The organism is Pseudovibrio sp. Ad26 (genome assembly GCF_001623285.1).
Taxonomy (GTDB): Bacteria; Pseudomonadota; Alphaproteobacteria; order Rhizobiales; family Stappiaceae; genus Pseudovibrio; species Pseudovibrio ascidiaceicola.
In genome coordinates, this window is record NZ_LMCE01000047.1 from 23,732 (window position 1) to 43,335 (window position 19,604).

A 19,604-nucleotide genomic window follows, 5' to 3' on the forward strand; every position below is an offset into this window, starting at 1 on the left:
ATAAAGATGCCCTTGGAGTAAGGCGGCTAAGACACACATTGCCTAAATTATAGATTTTACCTCTGGTTGCGGATTAATCCCGCATATTTTGCTTGAGTTTGGCGGAGATTATCGCAATATTTCGCGCTGGCCACTTCGGTGTATCTAAACGTCCTCGCATTTTGCTCTGCGAAACTCATACAGGACTACTCATCGCGAACAGGAAGCAACCATGACACGACCGACAAACGAAGCTCTGATTATGATTGATATTCAGAACGATTTCTGTTCGGGCGGAGCTCTGGCTGTGAAGCACGGTGAGCAGATCGTCCCCTTGGTCAATGAGCTGCAAAACGAGTTTGCCGTCAAAGTGTTGACGCAAGACTGGCACCCGCAGCATCATAAATCCTTTGCGGACAATCACGATGCCAAGCAGCATTATGATATGACCGATATGCCTTATGGTCCTCAGGTCCTCTGGCCAAACCATTGCGTGCAGGGCACAAACGGCGCAGCGTTTCACAAAGACCTGAAGACCGACAGCGCCGACCTCGTCCTGCGCAAAGGCTTCCGTCCGCACATCGACAGCTACTCCGCGTTCTTCGAGAACGACCACACCACCCCAACCGGCCTGTCAGCTTACCTGCGCGAGCGCGGTGTCGATACGCTACACATGGTTGGTCTGGCCACGGATTTCTGCGTCCGGTTCTCAGCCGTGGATGCAGCAAAGCTGGGGTTCAACGTGATTGTACATCTGGATGCCTGCAGAGCGATTGACCTGAACGGATCCCTGAAAGAGGCTTTGAATGAGATGCAAAGCCACGGCGTCAAATTCTCTGGCGAGATGGTTGCACAATGATTGATATTGCCTCCCGCGTTTATAACCACAATTGGAAAATCGATCCGATTGTTCGTTCCCTGATCGACACCGACTTCTACAAGTTGCTCATGGCGCAGTCGGTCTTTCTGAAAAAGCCGAACACGCAGGTCACTTTCAGCCTCATCAACAGAGCGCAGCACATTCCGCTGGCAAAGCTCATTGATGAAAAGGAACTCCGCGACCAGCTGGACCACATCCGCACGCTCTCCCTGTCTCGCGGGGAAAGCACATGGCTGCGCGGTAACATGTTCTACGGCAAGCGGTCCATGTTCCGCGCCGAGTTTCTGGAGTGGTTTGAAAACCTGCGCCTGCCGCCCTATCATCTGGAAGTCAAAGACGACCAGTACGAGCTCACCTTTGAAGGCGACTGGCCTGCCGTGATGCTCTGGGAAGTCCCGGCTCTCGCTGTGCTGATGGAACTGCGCTCCCGCGCGGTGCTCAAAAACATGGGCCGGTTTGAGCTGCAGGTCCTGTATGCCCGCGCCATGACCAAACTCTGGGAAAAAGTCGAATGCCTGCGCAAGGTTGAAGACCTCTCACTGGCAGATTTCGGCACCCGCCGCCGCCACTCCTATTTGTGGCAGGACTGGTGCGTGCAGGCCATGATGGAAGGCCTCGGCAAGAAGTTTGTCGGCACATCCAACTGCCTGATCGCCATGCGCCGCGAAGTAGAAGCAATCGGCACCAACGCGCACGAATTGCCAATGGTCTATTCCGCTCTGGCAGAAAGTGATGATGAACTTGCCGACGCCCCGTATCAGGTGCTGAATGAGTGGCAGGAAGAGCACGACGGCAACCTGCGCATTATCTTGCCCGACACGTTTGGGACCGAAGGCTTCCTGAAACGTGCTCCGGGATGGCTGTCCTCCTGGACAGGCATCCGCATCGACAGCGGTGACCCAGTCAAAGGCGCAGAAGCAGCAATCAAATGGTGGAAAGCCTGCGGTGAAGATCCAACACAAAAGCGCGTCATCTTCTCTGATGGGTTGGACGAAGACATGATTGCCCACCTCCAGCGCAAGTTCCATGGCCGTGTCCGGTGTAGTTTTGGTTGGGGAACCATGCTCACCAACGACTTCCGCGGGTTGGTGCCAGATGATGCCTTGGCGCCGTTCTCACTGGTCTGCAAAGCCATTTCTGCAAACGGCAAACCAACGGTCAAGCTCTCCGACAATCCCAATAAAGCTATGGGATCACGAGAAGAAATTGAACGCTACAAGCGCGTTTTTGGGGTCGGCAAACAGATGAGCCAGAAAATTATCGTGTAACGCGGTGTATTTTGGCCATCACTCAAAATAATCCACTTGCATAGTTTCCCTATGCGTAAACTCTGTGTAGCATGCGTCACGCAGCACAGTTTATACGTGTGGGGGAGCGACGAAGATGAGAAGATGGAACGGTTGGGGCGATGATACGCACCAGGCGGAGCTGGCCGATTTTGCTAAGGCCTTGATCGCAGAGCTTTTAGGCAAGACTCATCCGCTATCTGACGCCACCTTGCAAAGCGCCATTGAGCGTGTTCCGGCGTCTCGCGCACCAGACCATCCCTTACTGGATAAAACGCCCTCAACGCGCATCAGGCATGCATCTGGGCAGAGCTTTTCGGATTGGCTGCAAATGCGCAGTGGCATGTTTGAAAACATCCCCGATGCAGTCGCTTTCCCGGAAACCTCCCAGCAAATCCGTGAGCTTATGGACTGGGCAGCGCAGCAAGATGTCATCCTCGTCCCGTATGGCGGAGGCACGTCCGTTGTCGGCCATCTGGCATGTCCTGCTGGCGAGAAACCACAGATCACCATCGCACTCACGCGTATGAATCGCCTGCTGGACTTCGACAAGGAAAGTCAGATCGCGACTTTCGGAGCTGGCGTGCGCGGGCCGGATCTTGAAGCTCAACTGGCAGCCATCGGTTACACGCTCGGCCACTTCCCGCAAAGCTTTGAGCTTTCCACCGCAGGCGGTTGGGTCGTCACACGTTCCTCTGGCCAGCAATCTCTGCGGTATGGCCGCATTGAGCAGCTCTTTGCCGGTGGTACGCTGGAAACGCCAAAGGGCACATTGGAAATTCCAAGTCTCCCCGCATCATCTGCTGGCCCTGATCTGCGGGAAATGGTGCTCGGCTCAGAAGGCACACTTGGCATTCTGACTGAAGTGAAACTGCGCGTCACGCCATTGGCTGAGGCGGAGCAGTTCTACACGGTCTTCATGCCGGATTGGGAAAGCGGTGTTGCAGCAGTGCAGGCCATCACGCAGGGCCGCATTCCGCTCTCCATGATGCGCCTGAGCAATGCAACAGAAACCGATGTCAGCCTGAAACTGGCCGTGCCGGAGAAGAAGCTCTCCAAGCTCAACATGCTCTTCAAGCTCAAGGGCCTGACAGATCAAAAATGCATGCTCACCTTCGGGCTGACAGGATCAAAGAAGCAAGTCTCGGTAAACCAGAAACTTGCGAACACCTATCTGAAGCAACACGGCGCCAAGCGCGTTCTCTCCAAGATGCTGGGCGACAAATGGAAGGAAGGCCGCTTCAAAGGACCATACCTGCGCCACCCATTATGGGAACATGGTGTGGGCGTCGATACTTTTGAGACGGCGATGGATTGGTCGGCCCTGCGCCCCTACATCAACGTGGTTGAACAGAACGTCACCAAAGCATTGAAGGAGCAAGGTATTCCAGTGTTTGCGTTCACGCATCTGTCTCACGTCTACCCGCAGGGCTCCAGCGCATACACCACCTATCTGTTCCCCGTTGCCAGCACCTACCAAGAGACGCTGGAACGCTGGAAAATCATCAAGAAAGTCGCGTCTGAAACCGTGGTTGCCCATGGCGGTACCATCAGCCACCAGCATGGTGTAGGGCGTGACCACGCACCGTACTTGCCTGCAGAAAAAGGCGCGCTGGGCATGAGTGCCTTAAAAGCACTGAGCCACAATTTCGATCCTGACCAGCGCATGAACCCCGGCGTTTTGATCTCCGAGGAAACCGTAGGCAACACAGAACCCGCATAACTCTCAATATTGGAGGAGGGTGCAATGGCAAATACAGGGCAACTCAGCAGGCACGAAAAACTGTCGCTCATAAAACAGCGCAGTAAGCCTTGGGACATGGTTGTTGTTGGTGGTGGCATCACCGGAGCTGGTGTTGCGTTGATGGCAGCGCGAGCTGGCCTCGATGTTTTGCTGCTGGAAAAGCAGGATTATGCATGGGGCACGTCCAGCCGTTCCTCCAAGATGGTGCATGGTGGCTTACGTTACCTGTCTCAGGGCGAGTTCCGGCTGGCACGGGAATCTGTGCGCGAGCGCGAAAGACTGATGAAGGAAGCTCCCGGCCTCATTGAACCCATGAGCTACCTTTTTCCGTTCCGTGAAAAGCAATTCCCAACCCGTCGCGCCTTCTCTGTCCTCCTCAACATCTATGGATACTTCGCCAGAAAACGCGACCACAAATATTTGGACCGCGACCAGACCATCGCTGCTTTGCCGGGGCTCAATGAACATGGTTTGCTGGGCTCAGCGCAATATACTGATGCCCTCACAGATGACAGTCGCCTTGTCCTGCGCGTCCTTGCTGACGCCAGTCGAAGCGACGCAACCACGCTCAACTATGCTGCTGTGAAGATGATCCATAGTGACGGGGCAGGATCAAAACTCCTTGAGGTGCAAGATCAGGAAACCAGCGAAGTCTTTGCAATCTCAACCAAAACAGTCATCAACGCGACCGGGGTCTGGGCGGATGACCTGCGTGAGCAGCTAGGCCAGACCAAACGCATTCGCCCTTTACGGGGCAGCCACATAGTCGTCCCGTCCTGGCGCATGCCAGTCCATCAATGTCTGACCTACCTGCACCCGCAGGACAAACGCGGCGTCTTCATTTACCCATGGCAGGGCCGCACGGTGATTGGAACGACCGATCTGGATCACTCGGAGGATCTGGATCAGGAAGCTGCGATCAAGCCGGAGGAGGTGGCGTATCTTCTAGCTGGTGCCAACCATAACTTCCCCGGCACAAAGCTTACTGAGAAAGACGTCATTTCAACATGGTCTGGCGTCCGGCCAATCGTAGGCAATGAGGGCGTCGATCCCAAAGAATTACATCCGTCAAAAGCCAAACGCGACCATGTGGTGTGGGATGATGATGGCACCATCACTGTCACAGGCGGAAAGCTCACCACCTTCCGCGTGATGGCAGAGCAAGTGCTGGAAACCTGTGCGACCTATCTGGAAGGGAAGAACACGGCGCGTGCTGGAGACTATGTGTTCGAACCCCAGCAAAGCACCCTTGACGACAAAGCCAGTAGGGACCTGCCAGAAGCAGAACTCAAACGGCTTCAGGGTTACTATGGCGCTGATCTTCCAACACTTATTGCAGCAATGTCTCCCAATGGCCTTTCCTTCATCAGCGGTACAAATCGTATTTGGGCAGAGCTTGAGTGGGCAGTCATGCATGAAGAAGTCGTGCATTTGGACGATCTCCTTTTGCGCCGCACGCGAATTGGCTTAGTGTTGGAAGAAGGCGGGGCAGCATTAGCTGGTGAGCTGGAAACACGGCTGAGAGATAAATTGGGGTGGTCCATGGACAAATGGCAGGATGAGTGGTCGCGATATCGGAAGATTTGGCGAGATCACTACAGCTTGCCGTCAACATGTACATCGCAAGAGCAGGAAATGATGCATGAGGTGACTGCTGGATGACGGAAACACTTCTCGCCATCGACTGCGGCAGTCAAAGCATCCGGGCCTTGCTGTTCTCTCCAGACGGGACGCTCCTGTCCAAGGTGCAAAAGCCGATCACGGATTATCGAAGCGACAACCCCGGTTGGTCAGAGATTGACCCGCTTATCCTCTGGGAGCTGCTGGGTCGCTGTTGCCGTGAGTTATGGGACCGAGGAGCTGACCCAGCTGCCGTCAAAGCCATGAGTGTCACCACACAACGCGGCACCCAAATCTCAGTTGATGAAAGAGGCATCCCTTTGCGCCCTGCCATCACATGGATGGATGAACGCATTGAGGACCAGCAGAAACCATTGCCACTGCTTTGGAAAACAATCTTCGGCGTGGCAGGCTTGTCCCGGTCCATCAAGAGTGTACGCAGCGAATGCGAAGTCAACTGGATCGCGGTGAACCAACCCGGAATTTGGAAGAAGACCTATAAGTTCCTACAAGTTTCCGGCTACCTCAACTTCAAGCTAACGGACCTCTTTCGCGATTCAACAGGCGCTCAGGTTGGCTACATTCCCTATGACTACAAAAAGCAGCAGTGGGCGAGTGATAACCACTTTCTCTGGAAGCTTTTCGCATTCAAACGCAGCCACCTACCAGAGCTCATAGAGCCCGGAAATCCCATAGGATATGTGAGTGAAGAAGCCGCGCAGCACACTGGACTGCCAGAAGGTTTGCCGGTCATCTCCGCAGCTGCTGACAAAGCATGCGAAGCCGTCGGCTGCGGCGCAGTAGATGCCAGCGTTGGCTGCCTGAGCTACGGAACACGGGCAACGGCGACCATTCATTCCAGAAAATACTTCGAGGTGGAACGCCCTCTGCCTGCCTATGCTGGCGGAATGCCGCGTATGTTCACGCCAGAAACCTCTGTCATTCTGGGGTACTGGATGGTCAATTGGTTCAAGGAAGAGTTCGGCCACCCAGAGCAGGAAAAAGCCAAAGAGATTGGCAGCCCGGTCGAAGTGTTCTTTGATGACCTGCTCAACAGCACGCCTCCTGGTTCCCATGGCCTGACCCTATTGCCCAAATGGGGCCGCGATAACGGACGCTCTACGCCAGTGAAAGGCGCGATTATTGGCTTTGGAGATGTCCATACCAGAGGCCATATCTACCGGGCTATCATTGAAGGTATCACGCTGGAACTGCATCGTGGTCTGAAGCGGATCGAACGCAAAAGCGGCGAGAAGATCAAAGTCTTACGTGTCTCCGGCGGCGGCTCTCAATCTGACGCCATCATGCAGATCACCGCAGACATCTTCGGCCTGCCCACTGAGCGCCCGCATACCTTTGAGACCGCAGGTCTGGGCGCTGCCATTGCCGCAAGTGTGGGTGCTGGAGTTCATCCCGACTTCACGCAGGCCATGAAAGCCATGACACGGCAGCATGAAGTGTTTAAGCCGGACCCGAAAACGGTCCAGCTCTACAAGAAGCTATTTGAGGATGTCTACCTGCCCATGCCGCGCAGGCTTGCCCCGCTGAACAAAGCACTCAGAAAGATTGTCGGCTAGGCAACATCGCTCTTGGGCTGAGACGCTGTTTGCACAACACCAGCCTTTGCGAGCGCCTGTACGCGTTTGGACGCCACAATTTCCTTTTTATTCGCAAATACTTCGTGGTTCTGCGAGATTTTTTGCAGGTCATACAGGTAGTTCACCATCACCCCTGCCGATTGCTTTTTGCCATTCTCGGAAGTGTCCGCCCCCACATGCACATCATGCACCAGTGCGCCGTTATAAAGATGGAACCGTGCTACCGGATCAAACGGCATATCGTTCTTCCGCTTGCCTTCAAGAAGGTAATAGGCGGCCAGTTCCTTCAAAGCTGCATCAGTCTCCGGCATTTCAATCTCTTGCTCTTTAACCCACTTACAGAAGGTCGGGAGCGGAGACAGCGTCACAAACGTCTTTAACTGGCTGAGTTCACGCGAAAGATCCTGCACCACCTGTTTGATCAGAGAGTTACCAAAGGAAACACCGGCAAGTCCGCTCTGACAGTTGGAGATCGAATAGAAAACCGCCGTATCCACGTCATCAACTGGCACAATATCCCGCTCTTCTGCAAGCACGCCTTGAATGGAGGAGGGAACCCCTTTGGTCAGCGCCACTTCCACAAAGATCAGCGGCTCATCTGGCAAAGACGGATGGAAGAACGCAAAACAGCGCCGGTCTTCAGGCTGCAAGCGCCGCCGCAAATCATCCCAACTATCAATGGCATGCACGGCCTCATAGGCGATGATCTTTTCCAGTATCTGCGCCGGACTATCCCAACTGATAGGCCGCAGTACCAGAAAACCACGGTTGAACCACGAGTTGAACAGGTGCTGAAAATCCAGATCTGTGCGTGCCAGATTCGGCTGCTCCTTCATGAAACCCAGCAAGTCCTTGCGCATATGCACCAGTTGATGAGTGGCACCGGGAACCTGATTGAGCCGCCGCGCCAACTCCTGCCGCTTAGGCTCCGCAGCCTCTACTAGCTTTCGGTAATTGGCTTCCGTCCGCTCTGTTTTATAACTGGAAACAACGGTCTCCAGCTTATCTGGATCAATGTCCATTTCGCGGTTCAAATGCTCAAAAAACGACCGCTTTCCCTCAGTGTCTGTGGTGGCATAACCATCCAGAATCTCGTGAGCAATGGCAGCACCGGAAACGTCTCCCTGACTGCTCATCAAGGCATTGCAAAGCTCGGTAAGGGGGCGCTCATCCCGCTTGCCCATAAAAACATAACGACGATCGAAAAGGGTAGAAAGTAAATCTGCCAGCAGGCTCATGGTCAGGCGTCCCGTAGTTGCACAGCGCAGTGCATCAGAAAATCGCCGGAAGCCTAACAAGGGACTGCTGGGAACGGAATGCAACAAACAGCTTAACAATGAAGTGATCCCTAACAGCACGCTAACATCTGTAAATGAGCGACAAGAGTGCTTAACTTGAGAGCATCATGTGATGGAGGCTTCAGTGAAGATCAACGGTGATTTTTCAAAGCGAGTGGTTGAGTTCAGCGACGATATTCCTTGGGTCGCGTCCCCAATGAAAGGCGTTGAGCGTAGACCGCTTGATCGTTTGGGAGATGAAGTTGCACGAGCAACCACCGTTGTTCGCTTCGCACCGGGCAGCCATTTCTCTGAGCATGTCCATACAGGCGGAGAAGAGTTTGTTGTACTAGCGGGAGTATTTCAGGATGAGCACGGGGATTTCCCGGCTGGCTCCTACATCCGCAACCCACCTGAATCCAAACACACACCAGCCTCTGAGCCCGGCTGTACCATCCTCGTCAAGCTCTGGCAGTTCGACCTTGCAGACCGCACCCATGTGCGTGTGGACACCAACAAACTTGGCCGCGTAAACGATGCCACACGCGAAGGCGTTGCTGTCTCACCTCTGTTTCAGGATGAACGCGAGAACGTGCGCATGGAGCACTGGCAGGCAGGTGCAAACCACGCGGTTGAGGCCGAAGGCGGCGCAGAGATCTTCGTGCTGGAAGGCTCAATCATCGAAGACGGAGAGGACCTTCCCAAACACGCATGGCTCCGCGTTCCCGTCGGTTATGACCTCAACATCACAGCAGGAGAAGAGGGGGCCAAGCTCTGGATCAAGTCCGGACACCTCCCCTATGTCACTGCCCCGCATGGGGGATAAGAGGACCGCCTAAAGCTGCTCCTGCAACCAGACCCGACTGCTTTCTTCCAGTGCGTTGCGAGCTGATATGATGTTCGCAACATGCTCCGGGAAAGAGGATAGCTCATAGCGCAGCGTATATTCCAACTGTCCTTGCTCCCCGTCAGGATGCCACGTCACCTGCTGCACCGCAGGTGTGCTGCCATCTAAAACCGCTGGTTTCTCCAGCCACGGTAAAGCAGAAAGCGTTGTTTCTTCAGAGAGTTCAATCTCAGGCGAAACCCCTTTTGCAACATCCATCCGCTGCGAGACCTGCGTCGAAATCGGCAAAGTCCAAAGCACGGTGAGAAACCAGAACAGAGCTGGAACACGCGCGACCTCAACAAAGCGCAGTTGATATTTGCCCTCCAGAAACTGCGAGATCATCACGAGACCAGCCAGAATAAGCACCACACCAAACGCCAGCTCCCGCGCACTCAGTTGTGGGGACAGGAAGATAAACATGGTCACCAGCAGCACCAGCAACGCAAATGAAATTCCACAATACAGCTTGGTCAGCGGTGAGATCTCCGGATCAAATTTAGGGCGATTGGTGACACCTGTTTTCTGTAGTTTACTGGTGTTCCGCCGCCTGTCTTCCGGTCGCCATCCCGTTGGTTTGAACCACAGCCGGGCCTTGTCCCACCAGCTGCGCGTGTGAAGGCTGTCGCGAAACAGCATGGACCAGTGCTGCAAGTTGGCTTTCACCGGATTCCACGTTTTCAGCGGCGTTGTGGTGCCATAATGGCAAGGGTGCTCTGCGACCTCCGGCTGCCAGCTGCCAAACATACGATCCCAAATCACCAGTGTGCCGCCGAAGTTCTTGTCGATGTAAATCGGGTTCTTGGCATGGTGGACACGATGGCTTGAGGGCGTGGAAAACACACCTTCTATAAGGGGGATACGATCAATCGCCTGGGTATGCAGCCAGAACTGATAGGCCTTCAGCAGCATAAACTGGATCAGAAACACTTCTGGCGGGCAGCCAAGGAAGGCGAGAGGCAGATAGAAGACCCACGAGAACGCATACTGAAACGCACTCTGCCGCAGCGCCGTGGTCAGGTTATACTCTTCACTTTGGTGGTGCCCTACATGAGCGCCCCAAAGGAAGTTGTAGGTGTGTGCAATGCGGTGGAACCAGTAGTAACAAAAGTCCACGCAGAAGAAGGACAGGACCCACGTGATCCAGCTGATGGAGCTGAAATCAAACAGCCGATAAGACGACCACGCCCAGATAAACACCGAGAATGTAAAGGTTTTTAGCAGTGCATCTGATACGAGCAGACAAACGCCCATAGAAAGGCTGGCAATGTTGTCACTAAACCGATGCAGATCTTGCCCACTCATGCGCAGATAGGCGTATTCCATCAGCATAAAAAACAGAAACAGCGGAATAGCCAGCGCTGTCACATTATACTCTGCCATTTTACTCCCCCTCGCACTGCATTCCAAAGAATGGTCGCGCAACAAAAAAGCTTAGAGCTGCAGGCCCTTGTGTATACCAACGAGGTACTGCAAAGGCGCTTATGTTGACTTTAACGTAAAGGCAGAGAGGTGGGCTGACAATACAAATCTGAGCTCATGAAAATGGCGATAAGTAGAAGTCCTGTAAGAAAACGCAGGAGTTTTGCGCAGAACTAACATAAATGATTGCTGATCAACATATTGATTTAACTCAGCTAATTAAAACAACAGTGCGGCAACTGATCGCATTTTGAATATTTTTTCTGCAAATGATTTTTTTTGCGTTAAAAGTGCAATTACAGGGTAGGGCCCGCCTTGTCGGGCGACCTGAATATTCAAGGACCTTAGCTGGCTGTCCTTCACGGTTTTCGGTCATACACTCAGGGGACTGCAGGGGTATGGGCGCGCAGTAAAAGCAGGGGCTGTAGTTCAAAGAAAACAGAGTTTTCTGAACAATAAGAAAGAATTAACGGGAGACACCATGGCTGAACTGCTTATGTCAACACTTGCTGGCTTCATTATTGGAGCGATCTTCACCGCAATCAAACTGCCTATTCCCGCTCCACCAGTTCTGTCTGGTTGTGTAGCGATCCTTGGCGTTTGGGGTGGTCATCAGATCATGCTGCAGATCACTGAGCGCTTCTTCTCCTAAAGTGCGTTCGGTTTGATTGAGGCCAATCAAACCCTACAGCGTATCTCTGAAAAGTGGAAACCGGCTTTCGGATAAAGATACGCAAAAACAAAGACTAAAGCAGTGCAAGTGTTTCAGTTTAAATGCGAACTGCTTTAAGTGTTCGCTAGAATAAAGAAGTGTTTACGGTCAAATTTCAAAAAGCGGTGCTGAAGTTTAGTACCGCTTTTTTGTACTTGCATAAAAAAGAAACAAATATGTATATAAAAATAAAAATATTATCATATGGAGTTTCCCATGCATATCCTCCTCATCTCAGGAAGCACCAGAGAAGGCTCGTTGAATAAGAGCCTGCTGGATGCCGCTGAAGAAGAAGCGCATAACCTGAGCCATCAGACAACCAGCTTGCCGCATCAGCTTGCTTCATTTCCTCTCTTCCACTCCGATCTTGAAGCAGATGCCGCCGTTCAGAACCAGCTCTCGATGCTACGACAACAGATTGAAGCTGCTGATGTAATTCTGATCTCCTCTCCCGAATACAACGGCTTCCACACCCCGCATCTCCATAACATATTCACCTGGGCGTCCAGGCGTGCTGCTGGCAAATCCCACTCCGTGCTTGAGGGAAAAGTAGTTGGTCTGCTGGCCGCTGCACCGGGTCCGTTCGGGGGGGTAAGAATGCTTCCGCGACTGTCGTCGTTTGCAGCTGATCACGGTTGTTGGGTGCATCCGCGATATGTCGCTGTCGGCAACATGGCAGCAAAGACTGATGAGAGCGGTCAGCTAACCTGCTCTGAAACCAGACAGAAACTGCGCAATCTGATCAACCAGACATGCAAAATGGCCGAACCAGTACAGATCGCAGAACCTGCCTGAGCTGATCTGCGACATCTCAGAGAACGACAAACCCGGTGCCTGAAACGCCGGGTTTCTTTATGTCTGATTGCTTAGCAGGCAGGCAGACTGACCAAACAATGGGCAGTATTATCGATTTTCAATTCTCGTAAGATACACACGGAAGACGTCCTAGTGCCGCAATATAATCAGATTTACCAATGCCTTATGAGTAAATTCGCGCACCCTCAATAATTTGGCATGCCCCTTGCTTTTATGCGGACCAACAGAGTTTGCACAAACAGCGCGCGGAGAGGGGGCAGCCAGGGAAACTCACAGTGCCACGTTTGGAGAGGCGGGCCTTAAGGCTTACGGCAAGTGAATTTCTAATCCGCGCGCGAGGGGAGATGAACCATCAGTCATCTCCCCTTCGCATTCCCATTTCTGATTTGCGTTCGTTTGTGCGTTGCTTTGCGTTTTTTATGTGTTTCTAGCGTTGAAATGGAAAAACCATGGAGCTTCTCACGTCTTTTGACGCCACTTTGGTGTTTGGGTTTGTCGTCACCTTCATGGCGCTCAACTTCACACCCGGTCCCGCAGTCCTGAAAGTGGTTGGTGACAGCATCACAAACGGTATTGGTAAAACCCACGCCAGCATGGCAGGTGTCTTCGGAGCCAACCTCATGTACGCGCTCCTTGCTGCCGGAGGCATGAGTGCGCTTTTGCTGTCTTTCCCGGTTCTGTTTGAGACGGTCAAATGGATTGGCGTAGCTTATCTATTGTATCTTGCATATGGCTCCTTCAAAGCTGCCTTCTCAGCCTCACTGGGCGAAGCGAAAGAACAGAAACCAGCATCGGCTCTGAAACTGTTTCTCACCTCTTTTGCAATGCAAGGCGCCAACCCAAAATCCGTCCTGTCCTTCGGGGCTATGCTGCCTGTGTTTGCCGGGGAAGGTGATGGCATGGCTCTGCGCATGATGGCGCTGGCCGTCTTCAACATCGCCCTCGAATACCCGGCTCTGCTGTTCTACGCCTATCTTGGAACCCGCGCGTCGAAATTCGCCGTCTCTGCCCGATCCCGCGCCGCCATGGACGCTTTCGCCGGCACAGCATTGGCAGGTGCCGCTTACATGATCTCCAAAAGCACACTGAAAACGCAGTAGGAGCTATTTCAAATAACCTCAACCAAGAATTGAGCTGTCAGTTTCTTATTAAGTGTGCTGATTGTAACTGACCGGTTCTGCAACGAATGCTTTCTTTCAGATCAAGATTTCTGTCGATTTGATTTAGGAGCATACTTTGACCGTTGAAAACGTACGTGCAGCCATCACCCAACTTGGAGTTTTTCAGTCCGACGGTGGTGCCAAGCTGGATTTTGACTTGGAAACCTCCCACCGTACCTTGCTGAGTAACAAGCACAAACTTGTTGTCAGTGATGCATCCGGTATATCGGGCAGTTCCCAGCCAGACTTAAAGCAGGAATCTGGTGTCTATAAGAAGTTGGATAAACTAATCAGCTTGATTGAGAAAAATCAGGGTGGCTTGGATCGAGCCTCTGATTTGCACAAACTGTCAAACCTTCACAAACTGGTTTCTCAGTCCCAGACATTAACTGATGCTCATCGTGCGTCTATCACAGGCCGTTTGGAAGGTCTTGATGTTTTGAGCAACCTTGCAGATGACAAAGCTCACCATAAGCAGGCAAGCTGGGAGGGAAGCCAGTATGCGCAGTTTGCTCAGTCCGTCCAGGCTCGTACTGGAGGGAAAGTTGATAATCTCTCGGAAAAGCTTCTATATGGCGAAACTGGAATTAAAACGCAGAGTGAAGTCCTCAGCGAAGTGAAAGCAGGTCTTGATCTTTCAACTCCTGATGAAAAGCGCGCTCACGATTTTCTGTCTGATCTGGAAAAGAAAGCTGATGCAGGTCAGACTGTGAATATTCCCAAGTACTATCATTGCACCAGGGAAGATGGTTTGTTTGGTGTCGCTTCTGAAGGTAAGATCAAAAAGCTTCAGCCAAAAACAGGAACAGGTGCACCGGGAGCTTGGGTATCGACCAATCCTCAACCAGGCGCTTATGGCCAGAATATTTATGCTCTCTCAGCGCGCTTGGAATATCTTAATTCTCCAGCCAATCTTCCTACCCATGAGATGATGAAACCGTCACAAAATGAAAATGGGGGTACCAATATCGGGCTGCAGCAGCATATCTATATTTCAGAACAGAACTCTCAAAGTGTAACCAACACAGCGCTTTCGCTTGTTGGTGTTGATGATCGACTGCCAAATTTTGATAGCAAAAAGCAATACCTTGCGCTGACCCTTGGGAATGAGCTGCGCTTTGAAACTCCTGAAGGAGGCGAAGATTTTGCAGTGTTTAAAGCATCAACGGTCCTTAAACTGCACCAGTTGATAGAAGCCAGCCAGCCGTCGCTGACAACAGAAGCGTGGAAAGCGGTATGATTAGCAAACGACGGCTGTCCCAAGATATTTGGAGAAAGAAATGAGCAAAGCTTACTTCAATGAGACTATGGCAAAACTTGCAGCTTCCTGGCAGGGCGCCCATTGTCGTGAGTTAGACGATGCCAGTTGGCTTCTTGTTTTCTCGCAAGACCTGACGGCCTCAGCAGATTATTGTCCATTTACTGAGCAGCTGGTTCTCTTCGCTCCTGTTATCACGTTGGACTCGCAAACCAGAAATACCGATTTTTTGCTGCGCTTGCTCAATGCAAACTTCAGTTGGGATGAGACAAAGGGTGCCTGCTTTGCAATTGAGCAGGATATTATTGCTTTGGTGTGGCGTCACCCTCTCAAAATGCTGGAACAGATAAAGTTGCAAGACGCGCTTCTTAGTTTCTCTGAGACAGTTAGTCACTGGAAATCCAGAATGCAGGAGGTTGAGCAAACAGCAGAAACGATGGCGAGTTCTGTGCCTGACAATGGAGTGTTATGCTGAACTGGCTCATTCACGAATTCAGAAAACCCAGTGCCTTCTCATTAAAGAGCGCTGGGTTCTCGAGCATCAGGAAGTGACTGCCTCTTTCGGCCTCACTGAAAACCTCTAGTGAGGCATTTGGGAGTGTTGAGGCGATGAACTGTTGCGATGCCAACGGATGCCAGCTGAGTTCCCCGGTGAACACCAGAGTAGGCTGGTGAATGTTGGGCAGCAGAGGGCGCCAGTCCTGCATCATGAGGTTTTCTATAAGGGAAGCAGCATATTCTCTGGGCAGCTTCAGGTTTTCGGCAGCCAACTCACGCAAAGCGGCAGGATTGACCTTGCTCGTGAACATCCCGCCAATGATTTCGAGATGATCCTCAATACTGCGCGTCTGGCGAATAGCCGTCACCATCTCATCAAGTGACTCCAAGTTGGGATGGATAGAACCTGCCTCGTTGATCTCTTTTTCTGTCCAGGAAGGCCTTGCCATGAGGGCCGCGGGCTCGTCGATGCAAATCAGACGGCGTGCAGGGCGCTCGGTCCCGAACATCTCCATATAATCCCAAAGCATTGCAACACTAAGAGAATGCCCAACCGCGTCGAAGTCGCGAAGGTCCAGAGCCTCCACCACATCAAACAGATCCTTGGCAAACCGTTCGATGCGGTAGCCACCTGTAGGCTTTTGCGAGTCTCCATGCCCCCGGTTTTCAAGAGCATAGGCCGTGTGACTCTGGCAAAAGTCAGCGAACTGTCCCGCATATACAGCCGCAGTCTGCGACCAGCCTCCCAGCAAAAAGACAGGCCGCCCTTGCCCTCCTGTCAGATAGGAGAGCTCCACGCCATCGCGGGTTTGCACAGTCTTGCGTTCCATCCTCATTGGCCTTTCGCAGACAACTCAACACTCTGCTGCGAGTATAAGGCCGAACCCGTTACTCAGCCGCAAATGAGACCTCAACTGCGAAATGAAGGGTCTCACCTTGAATAACTGGTCCTAGATTTTGCAGGCAGATTGCATAACAGCAGCCAAGCTCTTTCATCCGCCACACCTTGTTCCAGCAATGCAAAAACGGGAATGCGTGCCACGTTAGAAACAGAATTGCAGTCAAAGGCTTACACAACCTGAAAAGCCTGGAGTTGTCATATGACCAAGAATGTTCTGATAGGTTTTATTTGAAAGAGTTAAAGTAATTATCTGCTCATTTCAAATGTAACACCAATTCTAAAATATGGATCTATTTAGGTGACAAGGTGTTGACAGATCCAGTTGAGAAGAAGTTATGCTAGTGTTTGTTCTTGCAGAAGTGAAACGCAAAAATCTGCCAAGAGCAGACGCAAATTCAAGCAGTTAGCACATGCACTCAGGCAACCCGTTGCATTCGACGTGCTCACTGCAACATCCAAAAATTGGTGAGGAGTCGCAGGCATGGAAGCTGTAACCTGTGCTGATACTACAATCAGAATGGAAACATGGAGAACGGAGGACCGGCAGGTCAACTGCATTCTCTCTGCCAAGTGTGATGCGCCCATCTCCAATTACACCCTGTGCTTCAGCATGCTGGCTCCTTGCGAAGTAGTTGAAGGCGCCACTTCCAAGAAAATGACGGCGGGCTACATTGAGCTTGGCTTCGACAGAGATGTTCTTGGAACAGGCCAAGCACTCGCGTTTACACTCAAGTACAAGCGCAATATGAACCCGTCCAACCGCAGTTGGCTTCCAAAAGGCGCCTATCTGCGTCTGGAGGACGGCAGTATCCTGCCAGTGCAGATTGCACCACGCGGCATCGATCAGGCTTTCAGCACCAAGTTGCCAGAGCAGCAAGCCGATCCTTTATCTGATCAACTCATGCTCGTCCCAGCCCCGCAAAGCTGGAAACCCTCCGGCAATCAGTTGGACGTGAGTGCCGGTTTTAAGCTGGATCACTCATGGGAGGGGGACGGCGAAACCGACAGTGCTGCCTCCGTTGAAGCTCTCGCAGAGCGCAACAACATCGGACCATTCCTGCACGAGGATGGCGTCACCCTCCGCTTTGCCATAAACGAAGATCTTGCGGAGGATGCCTATGAGCTCACAATCACGCCAGAGGGCATCACACTTTCAGCGTCCGCCGCTGCTGGTGTATTCTATGGTGCGATCACACTCCTCAATCTCAAGCTGATTTACGGTGGAGCCATTCCTTGTGGCCATATCGTAGATGCTCCCCGCTTTGAGTGGCGCGGCCAGCATCTGGACTGCGCACGCCACTACTACGAGCCGGAAACACTGCTTCGGCTTGTCGATATGCTGGCCTTGTTCAAACTCAACCGCTTCCACTGGCACTTCTGTGATGATGAAGCCTTCCGTCTGGAAGTGGACAGCTATCCGGAGCTCTGGAAGAAGTCAGGCATGCGCGGTGAAGGTCGTGTCGTGCCGGGCATTTACGGTGCAGCAGACGGACCACAAGGCGGCACCTATTCCAAAGCCTTCGCCAAACGACTGGTTGACCACGCCAAAGCATTGAACATCGAAGTCTTGCCAGAAATCGAAGTTCCCGCTCACTCTTGGGCCGTTCTTCAAATCCACCCGGAACTACGCGATGCAGCGGATGAAAGCGGTGAAATCTCCGTTCACGGCTACCTGAACAACACCATCAATCCCGCCTTGCCAGAAGCGTGGACCTATATGGAAACGCTGGCCAAGGAAATCTCTGGCATCTTCCCATTCGCTCACCTTCACCTCGGTTGTGATGAGCGCCCGCCAGCAGCATGGACCAGGTCTCCTGCCATCGAACAGTTGAAGGCAGAGCAGGGCCTCAAAACAGCGGATGACGTGCAGGGCTGGATGATGGACAAGCTCGCCTCTTACGTCAGCACTCTCGGGGTACGCCCCGCAGCGTGGGAAGAAGCTGCCAAAGGTGTGAATGGAGGCATCAACAACGACGCCATCCTGTTCTCGTGGACACAGCAAGGACCGGGTCTGGAAGCTGCCCGTAAAGGATACTCGGTGGTGATGACCCCAGCTGCGCATGCCTATTGGGACATCGCTCCCTCCAGCAACTTCAATGAGATCGGCCTCAACTGGGCCGGCATCACCAGCCTTGCAGACAGCGTGAACTGGGATCCGGTGCCGGAAAATGAACCAGAGCTGGAAGGCAAGATCATTGGCGCCCAGGGCTGCTTGTGGTCAGAGGTCGTCCTACGGGATGCCAACATGGAAACCATGATGGCCCCGCGCATTCTGGGTATTTCGGAAATTGGCTGGGCAGCTCGCGCCAACAAGCCGGATGCAGAGACGATCACGCAAAAGGCGGCATGCTACAGCAAGCTGTTCTCGGCTATCGGGTGGCGTCAGGATGTAAGAGACTAAACAGCAAAAACCCCGCTCCAAACCTTGGCAGCGGGGCTTTTTGCATCTTACGCGTTGCGCAATTCTGCAACGAAATCATAGATATCACCGCGATACACGCCCGTTGTCAGCTCAATCACTCGGCCACTCGGCAGGTAGGCAGTGCGGTCAATATAAAGCGCGGCATCCCCCTCACAAACTTCCAGCAAGGCAGCTTGCTCTTCTGTCAGCTTGCAGGCTGAGATGCGCTGAATAGCACGGGAAGGGCGCATGCCTTCCAACGACAATTTTTCATAGAGCGACGTTTCAATCCGCGATGGATCAGGCACAAACTCGGTTGAGAGCGAACTGGTCTCAATCGCCAGAGGAATGCCATCCGCACGGCGCAGACGGGTAATCCGCGAAACCTGACCGTCAGACGCAAGCCCAAGCGCAACAATTTCCTCAGGTGAGGGAAGATAAATCCCGCAGGACAGCGTCTCGGAGGAGGATGTCTTCCCGCGCCGCTGCATGTCCTCGGTAAAGCTGGTAAGCGCCGACAAGGACTGCTCCATGCGCTTCATCTGCGGAGCCACATAAGAACCTGAGCCCCGGCGCTGAATCACCAGACCATCCACCACCAACTGCGAAATGGCTTTGCGAATCGTCACGCGGGACAGCCCGGTCAGTGTCGCCAGCTCACGCTCTGCCGGCAGAGTGGTCGCCGCTGCTAACCGTCCATCTTTAATGGCAGATTCAAGGTGTCGGTAAAGCTGTAAGTAGCGTGGACCGCCACTCCTCTGCTGCCAGGATGTCGTTGAGAACAGATCGGTATGGGTATCTTCTTGTGCGCTCATTCTGCTCTTCTTTATGTGAATCCGTATTATCTATAATACCTTTTTGATACCAATGCAAAACAATACCGATGGGATACCAATGAAAGAAATGAAGCTTATCCCCTTGCGATTTTCTTGAAAAATCGGAGTTTTTTCGTCTGAAACAGAAATATTTCACAGGAGGTACTGAAATGGTAGACAAATGGATTTGTTTTGGTATTATTTTGGTGCTCGCAAAAAACACGCGGTTCGTCTCCCTGGCGATAACAAGACGCAAGCGGCGAGTGACAAGCGATCACCTTTGGGAATTGGGGAGAGCGCATGACACATGCGTCAGGGGACCTGCTGCCTTATCAGGGCGAGCGCGGCGGT

The 19,604-nt window shown here is 52.6% G+C and carries 16 protein-coding genes; 12 read left to right on the forward strand and 4 right to left on the reverse strand.

What is annotated here, in order from left to right:
• Positions 1–211: 211 nt before the first annotated feature.
• From pncA to PsAD26_RS06625, 5 genes are all read left to right on the forward strand, one after another.
• Entirely contained in the window at positions 212–838 is a 627-nt protein-coding gene (gene pncA / locus PsAD26_RS06605) for a bifunctional nicotinamidase/pyrazinamidase (RefSeq protein WP_063309765.1), read from the forward strand.
• The gene (gene pncB / locus PsAD26_RS06610) at positions 835–2,127 is read left to right on the forward strand and encodes a nicotinate phosphoribosyltransferase (protein ID WP_063306487.1); all 1,293 of its coding nucleotides are present in this window, start codon (positions 835–837) and stop codon (positions 2,125–2,127) included. Before pncA ends, pncB begins: the two co-directional genes overlap by 4 nt.
• Before the next feature lie 115 nt (positions 2,128–2,242).
• Positions 2,243–3,868, forward strand: a complete 1,626-nt coding sequence (locus PsAD26_RS06615) for an FAD-binding oxidoreductase (RefSeq protein WP_063306488.1) — start codon at positions 2,243–2,245, stop codon at positions 3,866–3,868.
• Between the two features lie 24 nt (positions 3,869–3,892).
• Entirely contained in the window at positions 3,893–5,551 is a 1,659-nt protein-coding gene (locus tag PsAD26_RS06620; RefSeq protein WP_063306489.1) for a glycerol-3-phosphate dehydrogenase/oxidase, read from the forward strand.
• Complete coding sequence (locus tag PsAD26_RS06625) at positions 5,548–7,086, forward strand: FGGY-family carbohydrate kinase (RefSeq protein WP_063306490.1); 1,539 nt, start codon at positions 5,548–5,550, stop codon at positions 7,084–7,086. Before PsAD26_RS06620 ends, PsAD26_RS06625 begins: the two co-directional genes overlap by 4 nt.
• Here the strand turns inward: PsAD26_RS06625 and PsAD26_RS06630 are convergent.
• Positions 7,083–8,345: a malonyl-CoA decarboxylase gene (locus PsAD26_RS06630; protein ID WP_063306491.1), complete on the reverse strand. Its 1,263-nt coding sequence runs from the start codon at positions 8,343–8,345 to the stop codon at positions 7,083–7,085. The genes PsAD26_RS06625 and PsAD26_RS06630 overlap by 4 nt on opposite strands.
• Positions 8,346–8,529: 184 nt before the next feature.
• On the opposite strand from PsAD26_RS06630, the gene PsAD26_RS06635 reads away from it, so the two are divergent.
• Positions 8,530–9,210, forward strand: a complete 681-nt coding sequence (locus PsAD26_RS06635; RefSeq protein WP_063310067.1) for a cupin domain-containing protein — start codon at positions 8,530–8,532, stop codon at positions 9,208–9,210.
• Positions 9,211–9,219: 9 nt separating this feature from the next.
• Here PsAD26_RS06635 and PsAD26_RS06640 read toward each other — a convergent pair whose 3' ends face one another.
• Positions 9,220–10,653, reverse strand: a complete 1,434-nt coding sequence (locus PsAD26_RS06640) for a sterol desaturase family protein (RefSeq protein ID WP_063309766.1) — start codon at positions 10,651–10,653, stop codon at positions 9,220–9,222.
• A gap of 520 nt (positions 10,654–11,173) precedes the next feature.
• Between PsAD26_RS06640 and PsAD26_RS06645 the strand changes: the two genes are divergently transcribed.
• From PsAD26_RS06645 to PsAD26_RS06665, 5 genes are all read left to right on the forward strand, one after another.
• Positions 11,174–11,344 (forward strand): DUF1427 family protein, encoded by a 171-nt coding sequence (locus PsAD26_RS06645; protein WP_057463812.1) that lies wholly within the window; start codon positions 11,174–11,176, stop codon positions 11,342–11,344.
• Positions 11,345–11,620: 276 nt separating this feature from the next.
• A complete protein-coding gene (locus PsAD26_RS06650; RefSeq protein ID WP_084403615.1) occupies positions 11,621–12,199 on the forward strand; it encodes an NAD(P)H-dependent oxidoreductase in 579 nt (192 codons plus the stop codon).
• 470 nt (positions 12,200–12,669) lie between these two features.
• On the forward strand, positions 12,670–13,320 hold the full coding sequence (locus tag PsAD26_RS06655; RefSeq protein ID WP_208860127.1) for a LysE family translocator: 651 nt from the start codon (positions 12,670–12,672) through the stop codon (positions 13,318–13,320).
• Between the two features lie 136 nt (positions 13,321–13,456).
• Entirely contained in the window at positions 13,457–14,620 is a 1,164-nt protein-coding gene (locus PsAD26_RS06660; protein WP_063309768.1) for a hypothetical protein, read from the forward strand.
• Between the two features lie 40 nt (positions 14,621–14,660).
• Positions 14,661–15,113, forward strand: a complete 453-nt coding sequence (locus tag PsAD26_RS06665) for a type III secretion system chaperone (protein WP_063309769.1) — start codon at positions 14,661–14,663, stop codon at positions 15,111–15,113.
• Between the two features lie 10 nt (positions 15,114–15,123).
• Here PsAD26_RS06665 and PsAD26_RS06670 read toward each other — a convergent pair whose 3' ends face one another.
• Complete coding sequence (locus PsAD26_RS06670) at positions 15,124–15,966, reverse strand: alpha/beta hydrolase (RefSeq protein WP_208985546.1); 843 nt, start codon at positions 15,964–15,966, stop codon at positions 15,124–15,126.
• A gap of 552 nt (positions 15,967–16,518) precedes the next feature.
• On the opposite strand from PsAD26_RS06670, the gene PsAD26_RS06675 reads away from it, so the two are divergent.
• Positions 16,519–18,438 carry a family 20 glycosylhydrolase gene (locus PsAD26_RS06675; protein WP_063309771.1) on the forward strand — a complete coding sequence of 640 codons (1,920 nt, stop codon included), beginning with the start codon at positions 16,519–16,521 and terminating at the stop codon, positions 18,436–18,438.
• A gap of 47 nt (positions 18,439–18,485) precedes the next feature.
• Here PsAD26_RS06675 and PsAD26_RS06680 read toward each other — a convergent pair whose 3' ends face one another.
• Positions 18,486–19,253: a GntR family transcriptional regulator gene (locus PsAD26_RS06680; RefSeq protein WP_063309772.1), complete on the reverse strand. Its 768-nt coding sequence runs from the start codon at positions 19,251–19,253 to the stop codon at positions 18,486–18,488.
• Positions 19,254–19,604 lie beyond the last annotated feature (351 nt).

Excerpts from the sequence above, each read along its gene's own strand:
- pncA (WP_063309765.1), top strand. The coding sequence starts at position 212 with ATGACACGACCGACAAACGAAGCTCTGATTATGATTGATATTCAGAAC.
- pncB (WP_063306487.1), top strand. The coding sequence starts at position 835 with ATGATTGATATTGCCTCCCGCGTTTATAACCACAATTGGAAAATCGAT.
- PsAD26_RS06615 (WP_063306488.1), top strand. The coding sequence starts at position 2,243 with ATGAGAAGATGGAACGGTTGGGGCGATGATACGCACCAGGCGGAGCTG.
- PsAD26_RS06620 (WP_063306489.1), top strand. The coding sequence starts at position 3,893 with ATGGCAAATACAGGGCAACTCAGCAGGCACGAAAAACTGTCGCTCATA.
- PsAD26_RS06625 (WP_063306490.1), top strand. The coding sequence starts at position 5,548 with ATGACGGAAACACTTCTCGCCATCGACTGCGGCAGTCAAAGCATCCGG.
- PsAD26_RS06630 (WP_063306491.1), bottom strand. The coding sequence starts at position 8,345 with ATGAGCCTGCTGGCAGATTTACTTTCTACCCTTTTCGATCGTCGTTAT.
- PsAD26_RS06640 (WP_063309766.1), bottom strand. The coding sequence starts at position 10,653 with ATGGCAGAGTATAATGTGACAGCGCTGGCTATTCCGCTGTTTCTGTTT.
- PsAD26_RS06645 (WP_057463812.1), top strand. The coding sequence starts at position 11,174 with ATGGCTGAACTGCTTATGTCAACACTTGCTGGCTTCATTATTGGAGCG.
- PsAD26_RS06650 (WP_084403615.1), top strand. The coding sequence starts at position 11,621 with ATGCATATCCTCCTCATCTCAGGAAGCACCAGAGAAGGCTCGTTGAAT.
- PsAD26_RS06655 (WP_208860127.1), top strand. The coding sequence starts at position 12,670 with ATGGAGCTTCTCACGTCTTTTGACGCCACTTTGGTGTTTGGGTTTGTC.
- PsAD26_RS06665 (WP_063309769.1), top strand. The coding sequence starts at position 14,661 with ATGAGCAAAGCTTACTTCAATGAGACTATGGCAAAACTTGCAGCTTCC.
- PsAD26_RS06670 (WP_208985546.1), bottom strand. The coding sequence starts at position 15,966 with ATGGAACGCAAGACTGTGCAAACCCGCGATGGCGTGGAGCTCTCCTAT.
- PsAD26_RS06675 (WP_063309771.1), top strand. The coding sequence starts at position 16,519 with ATGGAAGCTGTAACCTGTGCTGATACTACAATCAGAATGGAAACATGG.
- PsAD26_RS06680 (WP_063309772.1), bottom strand. The coding sequence starts at position 19,253 with ATGAGCGCACAAGAAGATACCCATACCGATCTGTTCTCAACGACATCC.